Origin of the sequence: Rhizobium sp. P28RR-XV, from assembly GCF_012641385.1 — a bacterium.
Classification (GTDB): Bacteria; Pseudomonadota; Alphaproteobacteria; order Rhizobiales; family Rhizobiaceae; genus Rhizobium.
In genome coordinates this window covers 348,820-364,523 of record NZ_JABAIG010000002.1, presented here as the reverse complement: position 1 = coordinate 364,523, position 15,704 = coordinate 348,820, and the positions used below count along the sequence as shown (strand labels likewise).

Below are 15,704 nucleotides of genomic sequence, written 5' to 3'. Positions count from 1 at the left end.
GGAGCTAGAATAGCCATCACCGCCGTTAAATTCTTCATGTTTCGACGCTAACATTCTTTTAACCATAATAGTGTCTTACTGGTTATGTCGGAGTTTGTGCGGTGCACGCCTTCCTTTGACCAAATTTGACGGCAAGAAGGCAATTGTAAGCTTGGAAGGCTTGACCAGGGCGTTCAGCGGCGGCTGCCAAACAATTCTTGTGAGATCACTTTTAGCCGCCCGGTCTAGCGCCGGGCGTTTGGATTCGGGGATTTTGGATCAATGGAACAAGTAGCATTGGCGGCGGCGACCACACCGGACATCACGCTCTGGTCGCTTTTCATGCAGGCGGGTTTGGTCGTCAAGCTCGTCATGATCGGCCTGCTGGCAGCGTCCGTCTGGACCTGGGCGATCGTCATCGACAAATATCTGAGCTACGCGCGGGCGCGCCGGCAGTTCGATCATTTCGAACAGATCTTCTGGTCCGGCCAGTCGCTCGAAGAGCTGTACCGCACGCTTTCGGAGCGCAACAATACCGGCCTCAGCGCCATCTTCGTCGCCGCCATGCGCGAATGGAAGAAGTCCTTCGAGCGCGGCGCCCGCTCGCCGATCGGCCTGCAGATGCGTATCGACCGCGCCATGGACGTCACCCTGGCACGCGAATCGGAACATCTGACCGCTCGCCTCGGATCGCTCGCGACCATCGGTTCTGCCGGTCCGTTCATCGGCCTGTTCGGTACGGTCGTCGGTATCATGACCTCATTCCAGGCGATCGCCGGTTCGAAGTCGACCAACCTTGCGGTTGTTGCGCCCGGTATCGCCGAGGCGCTGCTGGCGACCGCCATCGGTCTGGTCGCGGCCATCCCGGCCGTTATCGCCTACAACAAGTTCTCCGGCGATGCCGGCAAGCTCTCGGGCCGCATGGAAGGTTTCGCGGACGAATTCTCCGCCATCCTTTCGCGCCAGATCGATGAGAAGCTGCAGCCGCGTCAGGCAGCACAGTAAGTAGCGGACAGGACCGGAGTATTTCACATGGCAATGTCTGTTGGAGGCAAGAGTGGCGGCGGTGGCCGCCGGGGTAGTCGTCGCGGCGGAGGCCGAGGCGGCCCGATTTCCGAGATCAACGTGACGCCGCTGGTTGACGTCATGCTCGTGCTGCTTATCATCTTCATGGTGGCGGCGCCGATGATGACCTCGGGTGTGCCGATCGACCTGCCGCAGACGCAGGCCGGCGCGCTGAACGCCCAGACGCAGCCCATCACGATCTCGATCAAGGCCGATGGCCAAGTGTTCATCGGGGAATCGCAGATCCAGGCCACCGAAATCGCGGACAAGCTGAAGGCGATCGCCACGACTGGCTATAGCGAACGCATCTTCGTAAAGGGCGATGCGAAAGCGCCTTACGGCGTCATCGCCGACGTTATGTCACGCATTCAGGAGGCCGGTTACAAGAACATCGGCCTGGTCACGCAGCAGCAGACAACGGATCACTGACGAACCGACATGAAGCGCAGTCTCGCCACTTCTGCTGTCATTCACATCCTGGTGCTGATCGGCGCCATGGTGACGCTGAGTGCGCCCGCGCCGCTGGAGACGCCGGAAAGCACGGCGATGGATGTGGACATTGTCCAGGCGGACCAGCTCCAGCAAGGCGAGAAGAAGGCGCCAGTGACGGATCACGTCTCGCGGAAACAGACGACGAAGCAGGATCAGGTCGCCAACGCCCAGAATGTCGGCGAGAACAAGGTCGACATCAAGAACCTGGTCGTGCCGACCCAACGGCCCGAGAGCGATACGGCGGCGTTGGCGCCGAAGAAGGTGGATACGCCCGTTCCGCAAGACGATCCGCGGCCGAACGACGTCAAGACGATCGAGCAGAAGGAAACGGAGGCCGCGCCGAAGGAAGTGGCCGCCGTTCCGCAGCAGAAGCCTGACGTGACGCCGACGCCGAAGCCGGATGTCACCCCACCGACCCCGAAGGCCGATGCGACGCCCACCCCGCCGCCGACCGAACAGCCGACCCAGCAGGCCGAGATCCCGGTGCCGAACAATGTTCCGGTGCCTGATGTCAAGCCGCAGCCGACGCCGAAGCCGGACGTGAAGGTCGCTGACGCCAAGCCGACGGACAAGACGACGACACAGAGCACCAGCAAAACCACGTCGGCCGATGACGGCAAGAAGGACGCCGACAAGAAGCGCCAGACTCCAAAGTCCTCCAGCAAGGGCCTTGACGATGGTCTCGCCGATCAGATCAACGACCTTCTGAACAACACTTCGTCAAAAGGCGGCGCGAAGCGCTCGTCCCAGCAGGCTTCCGCCGGCGCGGATACGCAGGTCGCCTCGCGCGGTGGCATGAAGTCGCTCGGCGCTGGCAAGCTCAGCCAGAGCCAGCAGGACGGCTTGCGTGATCTGATCCAGAAGTACTGGAACCTCCCTCCCGGTCTTGAGGGCGGCGGCGACGTGCGAATCAAGGTGCACTTCAAGCTCGACAAATCCGGTCAGATCGTCGGTCAGCCGGAAGCGACGACCAACGGTGGACCGGCTTCGACACAAAGTGCCATGCAGTCCGCCGCTGTACGCGCGGTCCTTCGGGCGCAATCGGAGTTCATGACGATTCTTCCGGCGGACAAATATGAAGATTGGCAGGAAGTCGTCGTCAACTTCAGCGCAGCGGATTTGGGGATGTGATGCGGGGGGGGTGGCTTTCGTTGAAACACTGTCCTCGTCTTGGCCTGCCTTTGGTTGCGGCTCTTGGGATCATGCTGGCAGCTTCCGTATCGGTGCTGCCTGCACATGCCACCGGCGAGAATCGCCTAGGGCAGCCCGCCGGTGAAAACATTCGCAATAGCATCATCGCGAACTGGCCCCCGCCTGCCGATCTGACTGACGTGAAAGAAGTTCACGTCCAAATCCGGTTTACGCTTGATCGTGCCGGAAAGATCGTTGGCAAGCCGAAAGTGACGATGACTGGCGGCCCTCAAAAGACCCAAAAAGCTGTTGCGGCAAGTGCGCTGCGAGCCGTGCTTAGGGCTGCTCCATTCAAAAATCTGCCGATGGATCAATATGACGTCTGGAAAGAAGTAATCATCAACTTCAAAGCGGACGATCTCGGGCATTAATGCTGAAAGGCTTGACACATATGATCAGAAACTCCCTCGTTCGTCTCCTGCTGGTGCTGGCAGGTCTGACCGCAGCGTTTGCCACTCCGGCCTACGCCGTGGTGGAACTGAACATCAACAAGGGCAACGTCCAGCCGATGCCGATCGCTATCACCGACCTTCTGTCGAATGATACGCTCGGCCCGCAGATCTCAAGCGTGATTGCCGCCGATCTGCAGCGCTCCGGTCTGTTCGCTCCGATCAACAAGCAGGCCTTCATCGAGAAGATCACCAATCCGGATTCGACCCCGCGCTTCCAGGACTGGACGTCGATCAACGCGCAGGCGCTGGTGACCGGCCGCGTCACGCAGGAAGGCGGCCGCCTTCGTGCCGAGTTCCGCCTGTGGGATACGTTCGGCAACAGCCAGATGATCGGCCAGCAGTTCTTTGCCCAGCCGGACAACTGGCGCCGCGTCGCGCATATTATCGCTGACGCGATTTATCAGAAGATCACCGGCGAGAAGGGCTATTTCGATACCCGCGTCGTTTTCGTTGCCGAAAGCGGCCCGAAGACGGCTCGCAAGACGCAGCTCGGCATCATGGACCAGGATGGCGCCAATGTGCGCATGCTGACCGACGGCAGCGATCTCGTGCTGACGCCGCGCTTCTCGCCAAGCCGTCAGGAAGTGACCTACATGTCCTTCGCCAACCAGCAGCCGCGCGTCTATCTGCTGCAGCTGCAGACGGGCCAGCGCGAGCTGGTCGGTAATTTCCCCGGCATGACCTTTTCGCCGCGCTTCTCGCCGGACGGCCAGCGCGTGATCATGAGCCTGCAGCAGGAAGGCAACGCCAACATCTATACAATGGACCTGCGTTCGCGCACCACGACGCGCCTGACCTCGACGGCTGCGATCGACACGTCGCCGTCCTATTCGCCTGACGGCAGTCAGATCGCCTTCGAAAGCGACCGCGGCGGAAAGCCGCAGATCTACGTGATGGGCGCCGATGGCTCCAACCAGCGCCGCATTTCCTTCGGCGACGGTTCGTACTCCACGCCGGTCTGGTCGCCGCGTGGCGATCTCATCGCCTTCACCAAGCAGTCCGGCGGAAGCTTCTCGATCGGTGTCATGAAGACGGACGGTTCGGGGGAACGCCTGCTGACCACGGGCTTCCACAACGAAGGCCCGACCTGGGCACCGAACGGCCGCGTCATCATGTTCTTCCGCCAGCCGGCTGGTTCGGGTGGGCCGCAGCTCTATTCCATCGATCTGACCGGCTATAACGAACAGAAGATCCCGACTCCGGGCTTCGCTTCCGATCCGGCATGGTCGCCGCTTCTCGAGTAGTAGATGGACTTGCCACGTTATCGCCGCAAAGTCCTGTGAGTGGACCGTTTCCGGACGATTTTAGGACATCATTAACCATACTTGTTGGAATCGGATTAACCGAACCCGGTTACAGTCTGGCAACCCTGATAGAGACTTAAGGAGAGACCGGCTATGAGCCGCACCGCAACCCCGGCCGTTGGCCACATGCAGAACCTCGCCCGCAACCCGATCATGATCGCGCTTTTCGTTGGCCTTTCTCTGGCCGGCTGCGCCTCCAAGAAGGGTCTGCCGAACGATGCCAACGGTCTTGGCTTGAACGGTGCCGGCAACGCTACTCCGGGTTCGCCGCAGGACTTCACGGTCAATGTCGGCGACCGCATCTTCTTTGACACCGACAGCACCTCGATCCGCACCGACGCCGCCCAGACCCTCGACCGTCAGGCTCAGTGGCTTGCTCGCTACCCGAACTACGCGATCACCGTTGAAGGCCATGCCGACGAACGCGGCACGCGCGAATACAACCTTGCCCTCGGCGCGCGCCGTGCGGCTGCCACCAAGGACTATCTCGCTTCGCGCGGCGTTCCGGCCAAGCGCATGAAGACGATCTCCTACGGCAAGGAACGTCCGGTCGCGACCTGCGACGATATTTCCTGCTGGTCGCAGAACCGCCGCGCGGTCACCGTGCTCAACGGCGCCGGTTCCTGATAGGTCGAACGACCGGTCGAATTGTATAAAGGCGGCCCCTGCGGTCGCCTTTACTTTTTTGACCACACTTTGGCCGAACTCCGTTGCTTTTTGAAAGCAATTGTAAAAATCTCATTTTCGAGCCCCAGGCCCGAAGAATCAATGAGACAGGACGATCCATATGAGAAAACTTGTCGTGGCGAGCATGCTTTGTCTCGCTGCCTTTGCAGGTAGTGAGCGCGATGCTTCTGCCTTGTCGCTGTTTGGAATCCACCTCGGAGGCCGCGATGCTTCCGCGCAGTCGGCTTCCAACAATGCGTATCAGAGACAAGCACAATACGGCCAGGCACCGGTCATCAATGTTCAAAACAGCGACGCCGAAGTTCGCCTGCAGCAACTCGAAGACCAGATGCGTCAGTTGAACGGTCGCGTCGAGGAAATGAGCTATCAGCTGCTGCAGATGCAGGAGACCATCCGCAAGGCGCAGGAAGACAACGAATTCCGCTTCCAGCAGCTTGAGAAGCGTGGCGGCAGCGCGCCGACGGCAGCGGGCGGCACGATGAAGAAGAGCGAGGCCGATGTTCCGGCGCAGGGCTCCGGCGGTCAGCAGCAGGACGACATTGCTGGCGTCATCGGCGATTCGCAAAACAATGATGTCGCTTCCCAACAGGGGAGCGGCGCGGGCAAGCCGCCGAGCCAGCTTGGTTCGATCCAGTTCGACCAGGGCGGCAAACAGGTGGGAAGCTCTTCTACCGGCGCCAAGAATGGCTCGGGCGCGCCGCCGAGCGCTGGCTCCGGGACACAGACCGCTTCGCTTGGCAATGAGAACGATCAGTACAAGGCTGCCTACGGCCACGTCCTGTCTGGCGACTATAGTGTCGCCGAACAGGAGTTCCGCCAGTATCTTGACAGCTATCCGAGCAGCACGCGGGCCGCGGACGCGAATTTCTGGCTCGGAGAGGCGCTTTATTCGCAGGGCAAGTACAACGATGCCGCCAAGACCTTCCTCAATGCGCATCAGAAATATAGCGGCTCCGAGAAGGCACCTGAAATGCTGCTGAAGCTCGGCATGTCGCTCGCCGCCCTTGATAACAAGGACACTGCCTGCGCCACGCTTCGCGAAGTGAGCAAGCGCTACCCGAAGGCATCGAAAGCCGTGACCGGCAAGGTTGCCAGCGAAGAGAAGCGGCTTGCCTGCTGAGCGCCATGTCTACTGACGCTGTGACCGGCGGTGCCACAGCCCTCATGCCAGAAGCCGCCGCGGCCGAATTCCTCCAGTCCCTATCGACGCCTGCTCATATTCTGGTTGCCGTTTCCGGCGGCAGCGATTCCACCGGGCTTCTGATTGCCCTTGACGAGCAGCTGAAATCCCATTCCTACAGAGATATCACCCTGAGCGCCGCGACCATCGACCATGGCTTGCGCGCCGCCGCGGCCGACGAAGCGCGAGAGGTCGCCGCACTCTGCGCTTTGCGCGGCATTTCCCATTTTATCTGCCGCTGGGAAGGTGAAAAACCCAAGGCCGGCATCATGGCCGCGGCCCGCGAGGCACGCTATGAATTGCTCGCCGATCTCGCCGAGGAGATTTCGGCCAATCTCATCGTCACAGCACACACCATGGATGATCAGCGCGAGACCATGGTCATGCGCGGCAAGCGCCGGCTGGAGGATGTGGACGGCATTGGCACCGGCATTGCCGACGCGGTGCTGTTTGACCGGCGTAGCTGGATTGTCAGGCCGTTTCTGGCCTGCCGGCGGATGGATATCAGAACCTATCTCGAGATGCATGGCATATCCTGGCTCGACGACCCCAGCAACGAGGATTCGAGATATGAGCGCGTGCGTACGCGCATGGAACTTGGAACGGATCCGCCGAGCTCATCGCCACCGGGGAATGGCGGTTCCGGTCGCGCCGTGCTCTCCGCGAAGGCGGCCAGGTGGCTGGACGACCACGTCACGATCCATGCGAATGCGCTTTGTGCCATCGACCGATCCGGCCTTTCGGCGGATAAAGCGGTCGTCGCCTATGTCCTGTCCTATCTTGCCGCGGTCTTCGGCGGCAGGCCTTACGCGCCGGGGCGCGTGCAAATGGAGCGTGTTCTCGAATTTGTGAACGGCGCGGATTCCGGCCGGCGCACCGCCGGCGGCGTGGTCTTCGATCTGCGTCGCGATGGGCTCTACCTCATGCGGGAAAGCCGCAATATCGCGCGGCTGTCGGTTCCATCAGGCGAAAAGGGCAATTGGGATGGTCGCTTCGAGATAAGCAATTCGGGTCGGACGCCGATCAGCGTGCGCGCCGCCGGGACAGAGAATGCGACGTTTTTTCCGCCGAACCTGCCGAAAGGGGCCGTGCGGCGTGCTACGGCAGCGATGCCGCTGATTGTGACGGAAGCGGGGATAAAGGCGGGATCGATTGCGGTTATGCCCCGTCTTGCGCCTTTCGACCGCTTTTTGACACGATTCGACCTCACATTCGCAGATCGGCTTTCAATCGCTTTTGGCCGTGAAGCCTATATGCGGCCACCGCTTTCGGTCTTATAGACGGAAAAAACATGCGGCGATGCGGTTTGCCTTGGCAACGGCTTGGCGCAACCCTATGTTAGGGATCAAGTAATGCCGTCGCTTAAGCGGCGGAAGTTTCAGTGCTGGGGAGTTCGATGAACCCTAATTTTCGTAATTTCGCTCTGTGGGCAATCATAGCTCTGCTGTTGATTGCCCTGTTCAGCATGTTTCAGAACGCGCCGGCACAAACAGGCTCCAGGGAAATACCGTATTCGCAGTTCCTCCGGGAAGTTGATTCCGGCCGCGTCCGTGACGTGACCGTTACGGGCAACCGCGTCATCGGCAGCTATGTCGAAAACGGCGCGGCCTTCCAGACCTATGCTCCGGTCATCGATGACAGCCTGCTTGAACGCCTGCAGTCCAAGAATGTCATCGTTGCCGGCCGCCCGGAATCGGACGGTTCCTCGAGCTTCCTGAGCTATCTCGGCACGCTGCTGCCGATGCTCCTGATCCTTGGCGTCTGGCTGTTCTTCATGCGGCAGATGCAAGGCGGCTCGCGCGGCGCCATGGGCTTCGGCAAGTCAAAGGCGAAGCTTCTGACGGAAGCGCATGGCCGCGTCACCTTCGATGACGTCGCCGGCGTCGATGAAGCCAAGCAGGATCTGGAGGAAATCGTCGAGTTCCTGCGCGATCCGCAGAAATTCCAGCGCCTCGGCGGCCGCATTCCGCGCGGTGTTCTGCTTGTAGGCCCTCCGGGTACGGGTAAGACGCTACTGGCGCGCGCCATTGCCGGCGAAGCCAATGTGCCGTTCTTCACCATCTCCGGTTCCGACTTCGTCGAAATGTTCGTCGGTGTCGGCGCAAGCCGCGTTCGCGACATGTTCGAGCAGGCAAAGAAGAATGCACCCTGCATCATCTTCATCGACGAAATCGACGCCGTCGGCCGCCATCGTGGCGCCGGTCTCGGCGGTGGTAACGACGAGCGCGAACAGACGCTCAACCAGTTGCTGGTCGAGATGGACGGCTTCGAGGCCAACGAAGGCATCATCCTGATCGCCGCCACCAACCGTCCTGACGTCCTCGACCCCGCGCTGCTGCGTCCGGGCCGCTTCGACCGTCAGGTCGTGGTTCCGAACCCGGATATCGTCGGTCGCGAGCGCATCCTCAAGGTTCATGCCCGTAACGTGCCGCTGGCTCCGAATGTCGATCTGAAGACGCTTGCCCGCGGTACGCCCGGCTTCTCCGGCGCCGATCTGATGAACCTCGTCAACGAAGCCGCCTTGATGGCCGCCCGCCGCAACAAGCGTCTGGTAACCATGCAGGAGTTCGAAGACGCCAAGGACAAGATCATGATGGGCGCCGAGCGCCGCTCTTCGGCAATGACCGAAGCGGAAAAGAAGCTCACCGCCTATCACGAGGCCGGTCACGCGATCACGGCGCTCTATGTCGCCGTCGCCGATCCGCTGCACAAGGCGACCATTATTCCGCGCGGCCGCGCGCTCGGCATGGTCATGCAGCTTCCCGAGGGCGACCGCTATTCGATGAGCTACAAGTGGATGGTGTCGCGCCTCTGCATCATGATGGGCGGCCGCGTTGCCGAAGAGCTAACCTTCGGCAAGGAAAACATCACCTCGGGTGCGTCTTCCGATATCGAGCAGGCGACCAAGCTTGCCCGCGCGATGGTGACCCAATGGGGCTTTTCCGACGAGCTCGGCCTGGTTGCCTACGGCGAGAACCAGCAGGAAGTCTTCCTCGGCCACTCCGTCTCGCAGTCGAAGAACGTTTCGGAGGCGACCGCGCAGACAATCGACACCGAGGTCCGCCGCCTGATCGACCAAGCCTATCATCAGGCCAAGGATATCCTCACCGAACAGCATGACGGCTTCGTGGCGATCGCCGAAGGCCTGCTCGAATACGAGACGCTGACGGGCGAGGAGATCAAGGCGCTCATTCGCGGTGAAAAGCCGGCGCGCGATCTCGGCGACGACACGCCGCCGAGCCGCGGCTCAGCCGTGCCGAAGACCGGCGCCAAGAAGGATGGTTCGCTCGGTGCCAAGGGCGACGAGCCCGAAGGCGGCTTCGAACCGCAGCCGCGCTGACGCACGGAGCCGATTGACCATGTAGACGAAGAGGCCGGTTCTCCTTTGAATAGGGAACCGGCCTTTTTCTTGAGGCTGTGCGGAACGAACAGAAGCCGAGGTCGGTACTGATGATGGTCCGAACATCGGAATTGACGGGAGAGTGGGTCGTTACCTGCGGCTAGCGATGTCGATGGCGATCAGGGCAGCGGGCTTGTCTGCATTCATGTCGTCGAGGGCCGCAATCGTAAATCGGCGTTCGCCGGTCTCGTCGCCGGCATCGCCCTACTGATGATCGAATATCTCCATGCGTACAGCATCCGTGATTCTCAGCTCAACGATTACCTGTCCGATTTGCGGTTTCAAGGCGAGGGAAACGATGCCAACCGACGCCTGCCAGTATTTCTATGATTGCAAAGGCTGTGGCGCCAGCCTTCAGCCAAAGGCCGGTGCTTGTTGTGTGTTTTGCTCGTTCGGAACCGTTCCTTGCCCACCGATCCAGGCTCAGGGCGGGCAAGGCCGTTGCTGTTGACTAGCGTGACACCACGATGATGAGGCTGCAAGTACAGCCTTGAATGCACAATCGTCGTAGCCGGGGGAAGTAATATGGGCAGCTTATGTTGTGAATTGGAATATTGTCCGCCTCCACCCGATGCGGTTTTTTAGTGCTTATTAATGGTAACGCGTTGTAATAGGCGGTCTCGGTAATTTAAGTGCCGAGTTTTACAATCTGTGGCATGAGCCACAGGCATCGATGCTCAAAGCGTCTCTGGATTCAGAGCAGTGTTTTCGATGCCGCTGCATGTTTCGCGAAAATGCAGCAACGACAGGAGTGCATATGAAACGTCGCTATTTCGGAACTGACGGAATTCGCGGTCAATCCAACATCTATCCGATGACGCCGGATCTTGCCATGCGCGTGGGTATCGCCGCCGGCACGATCTTCCATCGGGGTAGTCACCGTCACCGCGTCGTTATCGGCAAGGACACACGTCTTTCCGGTTATATGCTGGAAAACGCGATGGTCGCAGGCTTTACTGCGGCCGGCGTCGATGCCTTCGTTCTCGGCCCTATTCCGACGCCGGCCGTCGCCATGCTGACTCGCTCGCTGCGTGCCGACATCGGCGTCATGATTTCCGCTTCGCATAACCCTTACGAGGACAACGGCATCAAGCTTTTCGGGCCGGACGGCTACAAGCTGTCCGACGATCTTGAAATGAAGATCGAGGATCTGCTCGACAAGGACGTTACCGAGCATCTTGCCAAGGCTGAGAATATCGGCCGTGCCAAGCGCATCGACGGCGTGCATGACCGCTACATCGAGCATGCCAAGCGCACCCTGCCGCGTGACGTCACGCTGCAGGGACTGCGCATTGCCATCGACTGCGCCAATGGGGCCGCCTATAAGGTTGCCCCGGCCGCCCTTTGGGAACTCGGCGCCGACGTCGTGACCATCGGCAATGAGCCGAACGGTACGAATATCAACCTGAATTGCGGTTCCACCAGCCCTGTCGCCCTGCAGAAGAAGGTGGATGAAGTGCGCGCCGATATCGGCATCGCGCTGGATGGCGACGCCGACCGCGTCATCATCGTCGATGAGACCGGCACGATCATCGATGGCGATCAGCTGATGGCTGTCATCGCAGAGAGCTGGGCCGAGAGCCAGACATTGCGCGGCAACGGCATCGTGGCGACCGTCATGTCCAATCTCGGCCTCGAGCGTTTCCTGGAAGAGCGCGGCATGTCGCTTGCCCGGACCGCCGTCGGCGACCGCTATGTCGTCGAGCATATGCGTCAGCATAATTACAATGTCGGCGGCGAGCAATCGGGTCATATCGTGCTGTCCGATTACGGCACGACAGGCGATGGGCTCGTGGCCGCGCTGCAAATCCTTGCCTCGGTAAAACGCACCGGCAGGACGGTCAGCGAAGTCTGCCGGCGTTTCGAGCCCGTGCCGCAGCTCTTGCGCAATGTCCGCATAGCTGGCGGCAAGCCGCTGGAGGATATTCAGGTGCGGCAGGCGATCGCCGATGCGGAAAGCGAGCTTGCCCGCAGCGGCCGCCTGGTCATCCGTCCTTCCGGCACCGAGCCCTTGATCCGGGTCATGGCCGAGGGCGACGATCGCGGCCAGATCGAGCGTATCGTCGGCGGATTGATCGACGTAATTTCGAGCGTCCGCTCGGCAGCCTGAGACTGGAAATACTGGATATCCAAATCTATGGCCGCCTCATCGAGGCGGCCGTTTTGTTTTCCGCCGGTGAGGCAAAGGCGGCTTACTGGAACATTTCGCCGGGATAGGCGCCCCAGAGTTTTTCCTGCCTGACATAGCCTCTTGCCGAATGCTCCCCTACGGAAACACGGCACCATGTTCCCGTGCAGGACTGCAGCGAAACCAGTACGCGAGGCTGCAGCTCCGCGACCGCCCGAGCGGCCGGATTGGGATCGGCGCGCAGCATGGCATTCTTGGTCAGCCAGGGCGCGATCACCGCCATACGTGTGCCGGAGAGCAGGGCACTATGCATCCAGCCGGTCACGCCGGTGTCGTCGCGGACCTGCCGCCAATGGCCATATTCGTCGATGATCTCCAGGGGCAGGCCCGGTTTCGTATAGATCCATTTGGTTGCGTAGATGGTCGATGGACCCACGCGCATGCGTGCCTTCTGAGCCCGCAGGGAAACATAACGAGGGATCGGCAATCCCGTTTCGCGACCCTTGTTCCATGCCGTGGCCGCGACGGGTTTTATCGGCTTCGTGCCGGCCAGAGCGGCAGGGCTCAGGAAGAGGATAAGGAGCCCCAGGCAGGTCCATAGCTTTCGATGGCAAGTCAAAGACTTCCTCCTGAGTTAGCTTCCGGCCACCGCACTGTAGTGGCTCTATTCTTGCCAATTCGTTTAAAATCCAGACCTCCACGACACCTGGTGGCGCATGTCCTCGCGAAGAAGGGAGGAGGTGAAACGGCCGCATCTCGTTCTCTTTATTATAAAATCACAAGTTTCTAATATATTAAATAAAGTATAGTCTCTGAATAAACAGGGTAAATATTCGTAGTTAATCAGGCTTTAACTCATTTTCATCATTATCCCTGTCATGTCTTTTCGATTGGCAAGCGTCTGCTGCGCCAAGGCAAGAAATTTGGAGCCAAAGCCATGATGAAATCCCTAATAGGAGCACTTGCCACTTTGCTTGTCGGCACGTCGGCCTTTTCTGCTGATCTTTATACACCGGAACCCGCGCAGTCGGCGCCGGAAGTGACTGTCGCCCAATCCAGCGGCTGGTACCTGCGCGGCGATGTCGGCTATGCCTTCACGAACCTGCGCGGCGCCAACTATTTCCAGGGCTCCAATTCCAGCCTGGTCGATTTCGATAGGGCGTCGCTCGATGACAACCTCACGCTCGGCGGCGGTATCGGTTATCAGATCAATAACTACCTGCGCACGGACTTGACGTTCGATTATCTCTTCAAGTCCGACTTCAAGGGTTCGACGAAGGGCAATTGCGGCGGCTGCGGTCCGGACTTCACGTCCGTCCCGGCAACGTCCCGCGACCTGGCATCCCTGACGGCCTTCAGCTTGCTCGCCAACGCTTACGTCGATCTCGGCACGTACGGCATCTTCACGCCTTATGTCGGTGGTGGTCTCGGTGGTACCTACGTCAAGTGGAGCAATCTGAAGAACACCTCTTGCTCGGACGCCAATCCGGACTCCTGCGACGGATCGGTTACGCATAATGGTCGCGGCAGCTGGCGCTTCACCTACGCGCTGATGGCCGGTACGTCCATCGATCTGAGCTGCAATCTCAAGGCTGACGTCGGCTATCGCTATCGGCATATCCAGGGCGGCGATATGTTCGGCTTCGCTGAAAACGGCGGCCCCGGCTACGATAAGGGCCTGAACCTGCACGAAGCTCGCATCGGTGCCCGTTACACCTTCGGCGGCTGCCAGACGGCAAGCTACATGCCGCCGGCCGATATTCCGGCCCAGCCGGTCTACAAATAAGCATACCTCACGCAAGCCATTGAAAAGCCGTCCGGTTTCCTCCGGGCGGCTTTTGTCTTTTCTCCCTGCCGTTAAGCAATTCTTCCGTGCTTTAAAGCTTCATTAACCATGAATTCCCTATGGTTAATGAAATGAGAATGGCGGCTTTCCCGCAGGGTCTCTTCTCTGACGGGCTCGCGGGCAAGCAAAGGCCGACCGGTTCGACGCGCGGGCATTCGCCCGAGGATGGAAGGCGAGGGGTAATGATCCGTTTTGACGCTTTGGCGCTGGCCGCAGCGATGGCAGGCGCATCGGCGGGCGTTGCTCTTGCGGGCGATGCGCCGCCGGAAATCAAGGTGCCCGAAGTCAGTGTCCCAGAGGTCAGCGTCAAGGATGCGAAGGGATGGTACGTTCGCGGTGATGTCGGTTATGCCGTCAATGCCAGCCGCAACAACACGACGTTCCGCGCTTACGATCCAGCTGGTGGCGACTACAGTTCGAGCCGCTTCGATTCGACCCGCTTTGGCGGCGATTTTTCCGGCGGCCTGGGCGTCGGCTATCAATTCAACGATCTATTTCGCGCCGATGTCACTGGGGATTTCTTCAGCGGCGATTTCGACGGCCGAATCTCCAGCAATTCGCCTTGCGCCAGCGGAGCCGCAGGCACAGGTTGCTCCACAAAGGCGCATTCTTCCTTCAGGGCCGGCAGCCTGATGGTCAACGGCTACGTCGATCTCGGAACGCTTGCCGGCTTTACGCCCTATGTCGGTGCGGGACTGGGTGCGACGCGTGTCTCGTGGAGCAGCGTCAATGCCATGGGCTCCTGCGTGGACGGTGCTTCCGGCTGTGGTGGCGTGGCTTCGATCAGCGCGCGCTATCCGGGCGATAGCGACTGGCGCATGACCTATGCTCTGATGGCGGGTGTCGCCTACGAGGTTGCGCCGAATATCAAGGTCGACCTTGGCTATCGCTTCTCCCACGTTGCCGGCGGAGACATGTTCGGCGAATCGGTGGCGAGCGCAGGCGGCACTGTGGGTCGTGACGGTGCGCTCTCGCGGCACGAAATCCGGATCGGTCTCAGGATCACGACCTGGTAGGATCGAGGCTTAGAGCGGTTCAGCTTTTCAATGAGCCTCTGAGCCGCTCTATCTCTTTGTTTCCTTGCAATTCCGGACGGAAAACCGCTGCGCACTTTTCCTGGAATTGCTCTATGGCGTCGTCAGCACATAGTTGATACGCCGAAAGAAATCCAAAGTTCGGAAGATGTGGGCGGGTACGCGCCGCCACGCAGAAGACTTGGCGGCGCGATAATCGCGGCGCCAGCCGATCATGGTGGTTCGCTGCAGCCGGCTGAAGCCGGCGATATTGGCGCGTGTGCTGAAGATCGATATATGCATGTCCCAGCCACGCTCCACCGCCACGTCCCAAGGCAATGACATGACCTCTAGCGATTTGACGATTCTCTCGGCGCCGCGGCGCGTGACGAGATAGCAGGCCGTCGAACCCTGTGGGCCGAAAAGGCAACGACCGACGACATCTCCCTTCCTGCTGCGCATCATGGCACGGAAGCCGTTCCAGCGATGGTTGACAAGCTTGATCAGGTCGGCGGTCGGCGCCGCTTCCTTGGCGGCTATAGCGCGCGCCAGGAAATCGGCATCCAGGGCGACATCATCCTCGATGATGATGGCCATTGCGTCGCTGCTCGCAAGAAACTGGCGCAATGCAAGCAGATGGCTGCGATAGCAGCCATATTCACCAGGCAGGATCGTCCGACCGTGCCGGCGCTGGAAACGGTCGTGGTCCACGTCGATCCATTGATCACGCGGGACGAGGGCGCCGTCGACGCCGTCGATGCGTTCAAATCGGAAGCCGAATTCATCGCTCTGCCGGCGGATCTCCGCCAACCTCTCCGTCGCGCGGTCAATATTGATCAGATAGACCGGCACGGTCTGTGCCGGCATGAAGGGGCTTTCGGCGAGCGCAGTTAGTAACATTGGGCACACTTGTTATTTCTATCGGCGCGGCCATGGGACGCTAGGCCTTATATGATTGTGCTTCGGC

At 60.2% G+C, this 15,704-nt stretch carries 15 protein-coding genes; 13 read left to right on the top strand and 2 right to left on the bottom strand.

What is annotated here, in order from left to right; genetic code table 11:
• Nucleotides 1-261 precede the first annotated feature (261 nt).
• From tolQ to glmM, 11 genes are all read left to right on the top strand, one after another.
• Nucleotides 262-984: a protein TolQ gene (gene tolQ, locus HGP12_RS05385; protein WP_168838258.1), complete on the top strand. Its 723-nt coding sequence runs from the start codon at nt 262-264 to the stop codon at nt 982-984.
• Nucleotides 985-1,011: 27 nt separating this feature from the next.
• Nucleotides 1,012-1,473, top strand: a complete 462-nt coding sequence (tolR, locus tag HGP12_RS05380; RefSeq protein ID WP_168838259.1) for a protein TolR — start codon at nt 1,012-1,014, stop codon at nt 1,471-1,473.
• Between the two features lie 9 nt (nt 1,474-1,482).
• Entirely contained in the window at nt 1,483-2,667 is a 1,185-nt protein-coding gene (locus tag HGP12_RS05375; RefSeq protein ID WP_168878683.1) for a hypothetical protein, read from the top strand.
• A gap of 71 nt (nt 2,668-2,738) precedes the next feature.
• On the top strand, nt 2,739-3,098 hold the full coding sequence (locus tag HGP12_RS33770; RefSeq protein WP_205926342.1) for a hypothetical protein: 360 nt from the start codon (nt 2,739-2,741) through the stop codon (nt 3,096-3,098).
• 20 nt (nt 3,099-3,118) lie between these two features.
• Nucleotides 3,119-4,423, top strand: a complete 1,305-nt coding sequence (tolB, locus tag HGP12_RS05365; protein ID WP_168838261.1) for a Tol-Pal system beta propeller repeat protein TolB — start codon at nt 3,119-3,121, stop codon at nt 4,421-4,423.
• Between the two features lie 153 nt (nt 4,424-4,576).
• Nucleotides 4,577-5,110: a peptidoglycan-associated lipoprotein Pal gene (gene pal / locus HGP12_RS05360; RefSeq protein WP_168838262.1), complete on the top strand. Its 534-nt coding sequence runs from the start codon at nt 4,577-4,579 to the stop codon at nt 5,108-5,110.
• Nucleotides 5,111-5,270: 160 nt separating this feature from the next.
• A complete protein-coding gene (ybgF, locus tag HGP12_RS05355) occupies nt 5,271-6,290 on the top strand; it encodes a tol-pal system protein YbgF (protein WP_168838263.1) in 1,020 nt (339 codons plus the stop codon).
• A gap of 5 nt (nt 6,291-6,295) precedes the next feature.
• Entirely contained in the window at nt 6,296-7,630 is a 1,335-nt protein-coding gene (gene tilS / locus HGP12_RS05350) for a tRNA lysidine(34) synthetase TilS (RefSeq protein WP_168838264.1), read from the top strand.
• A 116-nt stretch (nt 7,631-7,746) separates the two neighbouring features.
• Nucleotides 7,747-9,690 (top strand): ATP-dependent zinc metalloprotease FtsH, encoded by a 1,944-nt coding sequence (ftsH, locus tag HGP12_RS05345; RefSeq protein WP_168838265.1) that lies wholly within the window; start codon nt 7,747-7,749, stop codon nt 9,688-9,690.
• Nucleotides 9,691-9,976: 286 nt separating this feature from the next.
• Nucleotides 9,977-10,201: a GDCCVxC domain-containing (seleno)protein gene (locus HGP12_RS33915; protein ID WP_246703253.1), complete on the top strand. Its 225-nt coding sequence runs from the start codon at nt 9,977-9,979 to the stop codon at nt 10,199-10,201.
• A 306-nt stretch (nt 10,202-10,507) separates the two neighbouring features.
• Nucleotides 10,508-11,860, top strand: a complete 1,353-nt coding sequence (gene glmM, locus HGP12_RS05340) for a phosphoglucosamine mutase (protein WP_168838266.1) — start codon at nt 10,508-10,510, stop codon at nt 11,858-11,860.
• A gap of 82 nt (nt 11,861-11,942) precedes the next feature.
• On the opposite strand, the gene HGP12_RS05335 is transcribed toward glmM, so the two are convergent.
• Entirely contained in the window at nt 11,943-12,497 is a 555-nt protein-coding gene (locus HGP12_RS05335; RefSeq protein ID WP_205926341.1) for an SH3 domain-containing protein, read from the bottom strand.
• 318 nt (nt 12,498-12,815) lie between these two features.
• On the opposite strand from HGP12_RS05335, the gene HGP12_RS05330 reads away from it, so the two are divergent.
• Entirely contained in the window at nt 12,816-13,664 is an 849-nt protein-coding gene (locus HGP12_RS05330; RefSeq protein ID WP_168838267.1) for an outer membrane protein, read from the top strand.
• Between the two features lie 242 nt (nt 13,665-13,906).
• On the top strand, nt 13,907-14,740 hold the full coding sequence (locus HGP12_RS05325) for an outer membrane protein (RefSeq protein ID WP_168838268.1): 834 nt from the start codon (nt 13,907-13,909) through the stop codon (nt 14,738-14,740).
• Nucleotides 14,741-14,851: 111 nt separating this feature from the next.
• Here HGP12_RS05325 and HGP12_RS05320 read toward each other — a convergent pair whose 3' ends face one another.
• Nucleotides 14,852-15,637, bottom strand: a complete 786-nt coding sequence (locus HGP12_RS05320; RefSeq protein WP_246703252.1) for a glycosyltransferase family 25 protein — start codon at nt 15,635-15,637, stop codon at nt 14,852-14,854.
• Between the last annotated feature and the right edge of the window lie 67 nt (nt 15,638-15,704).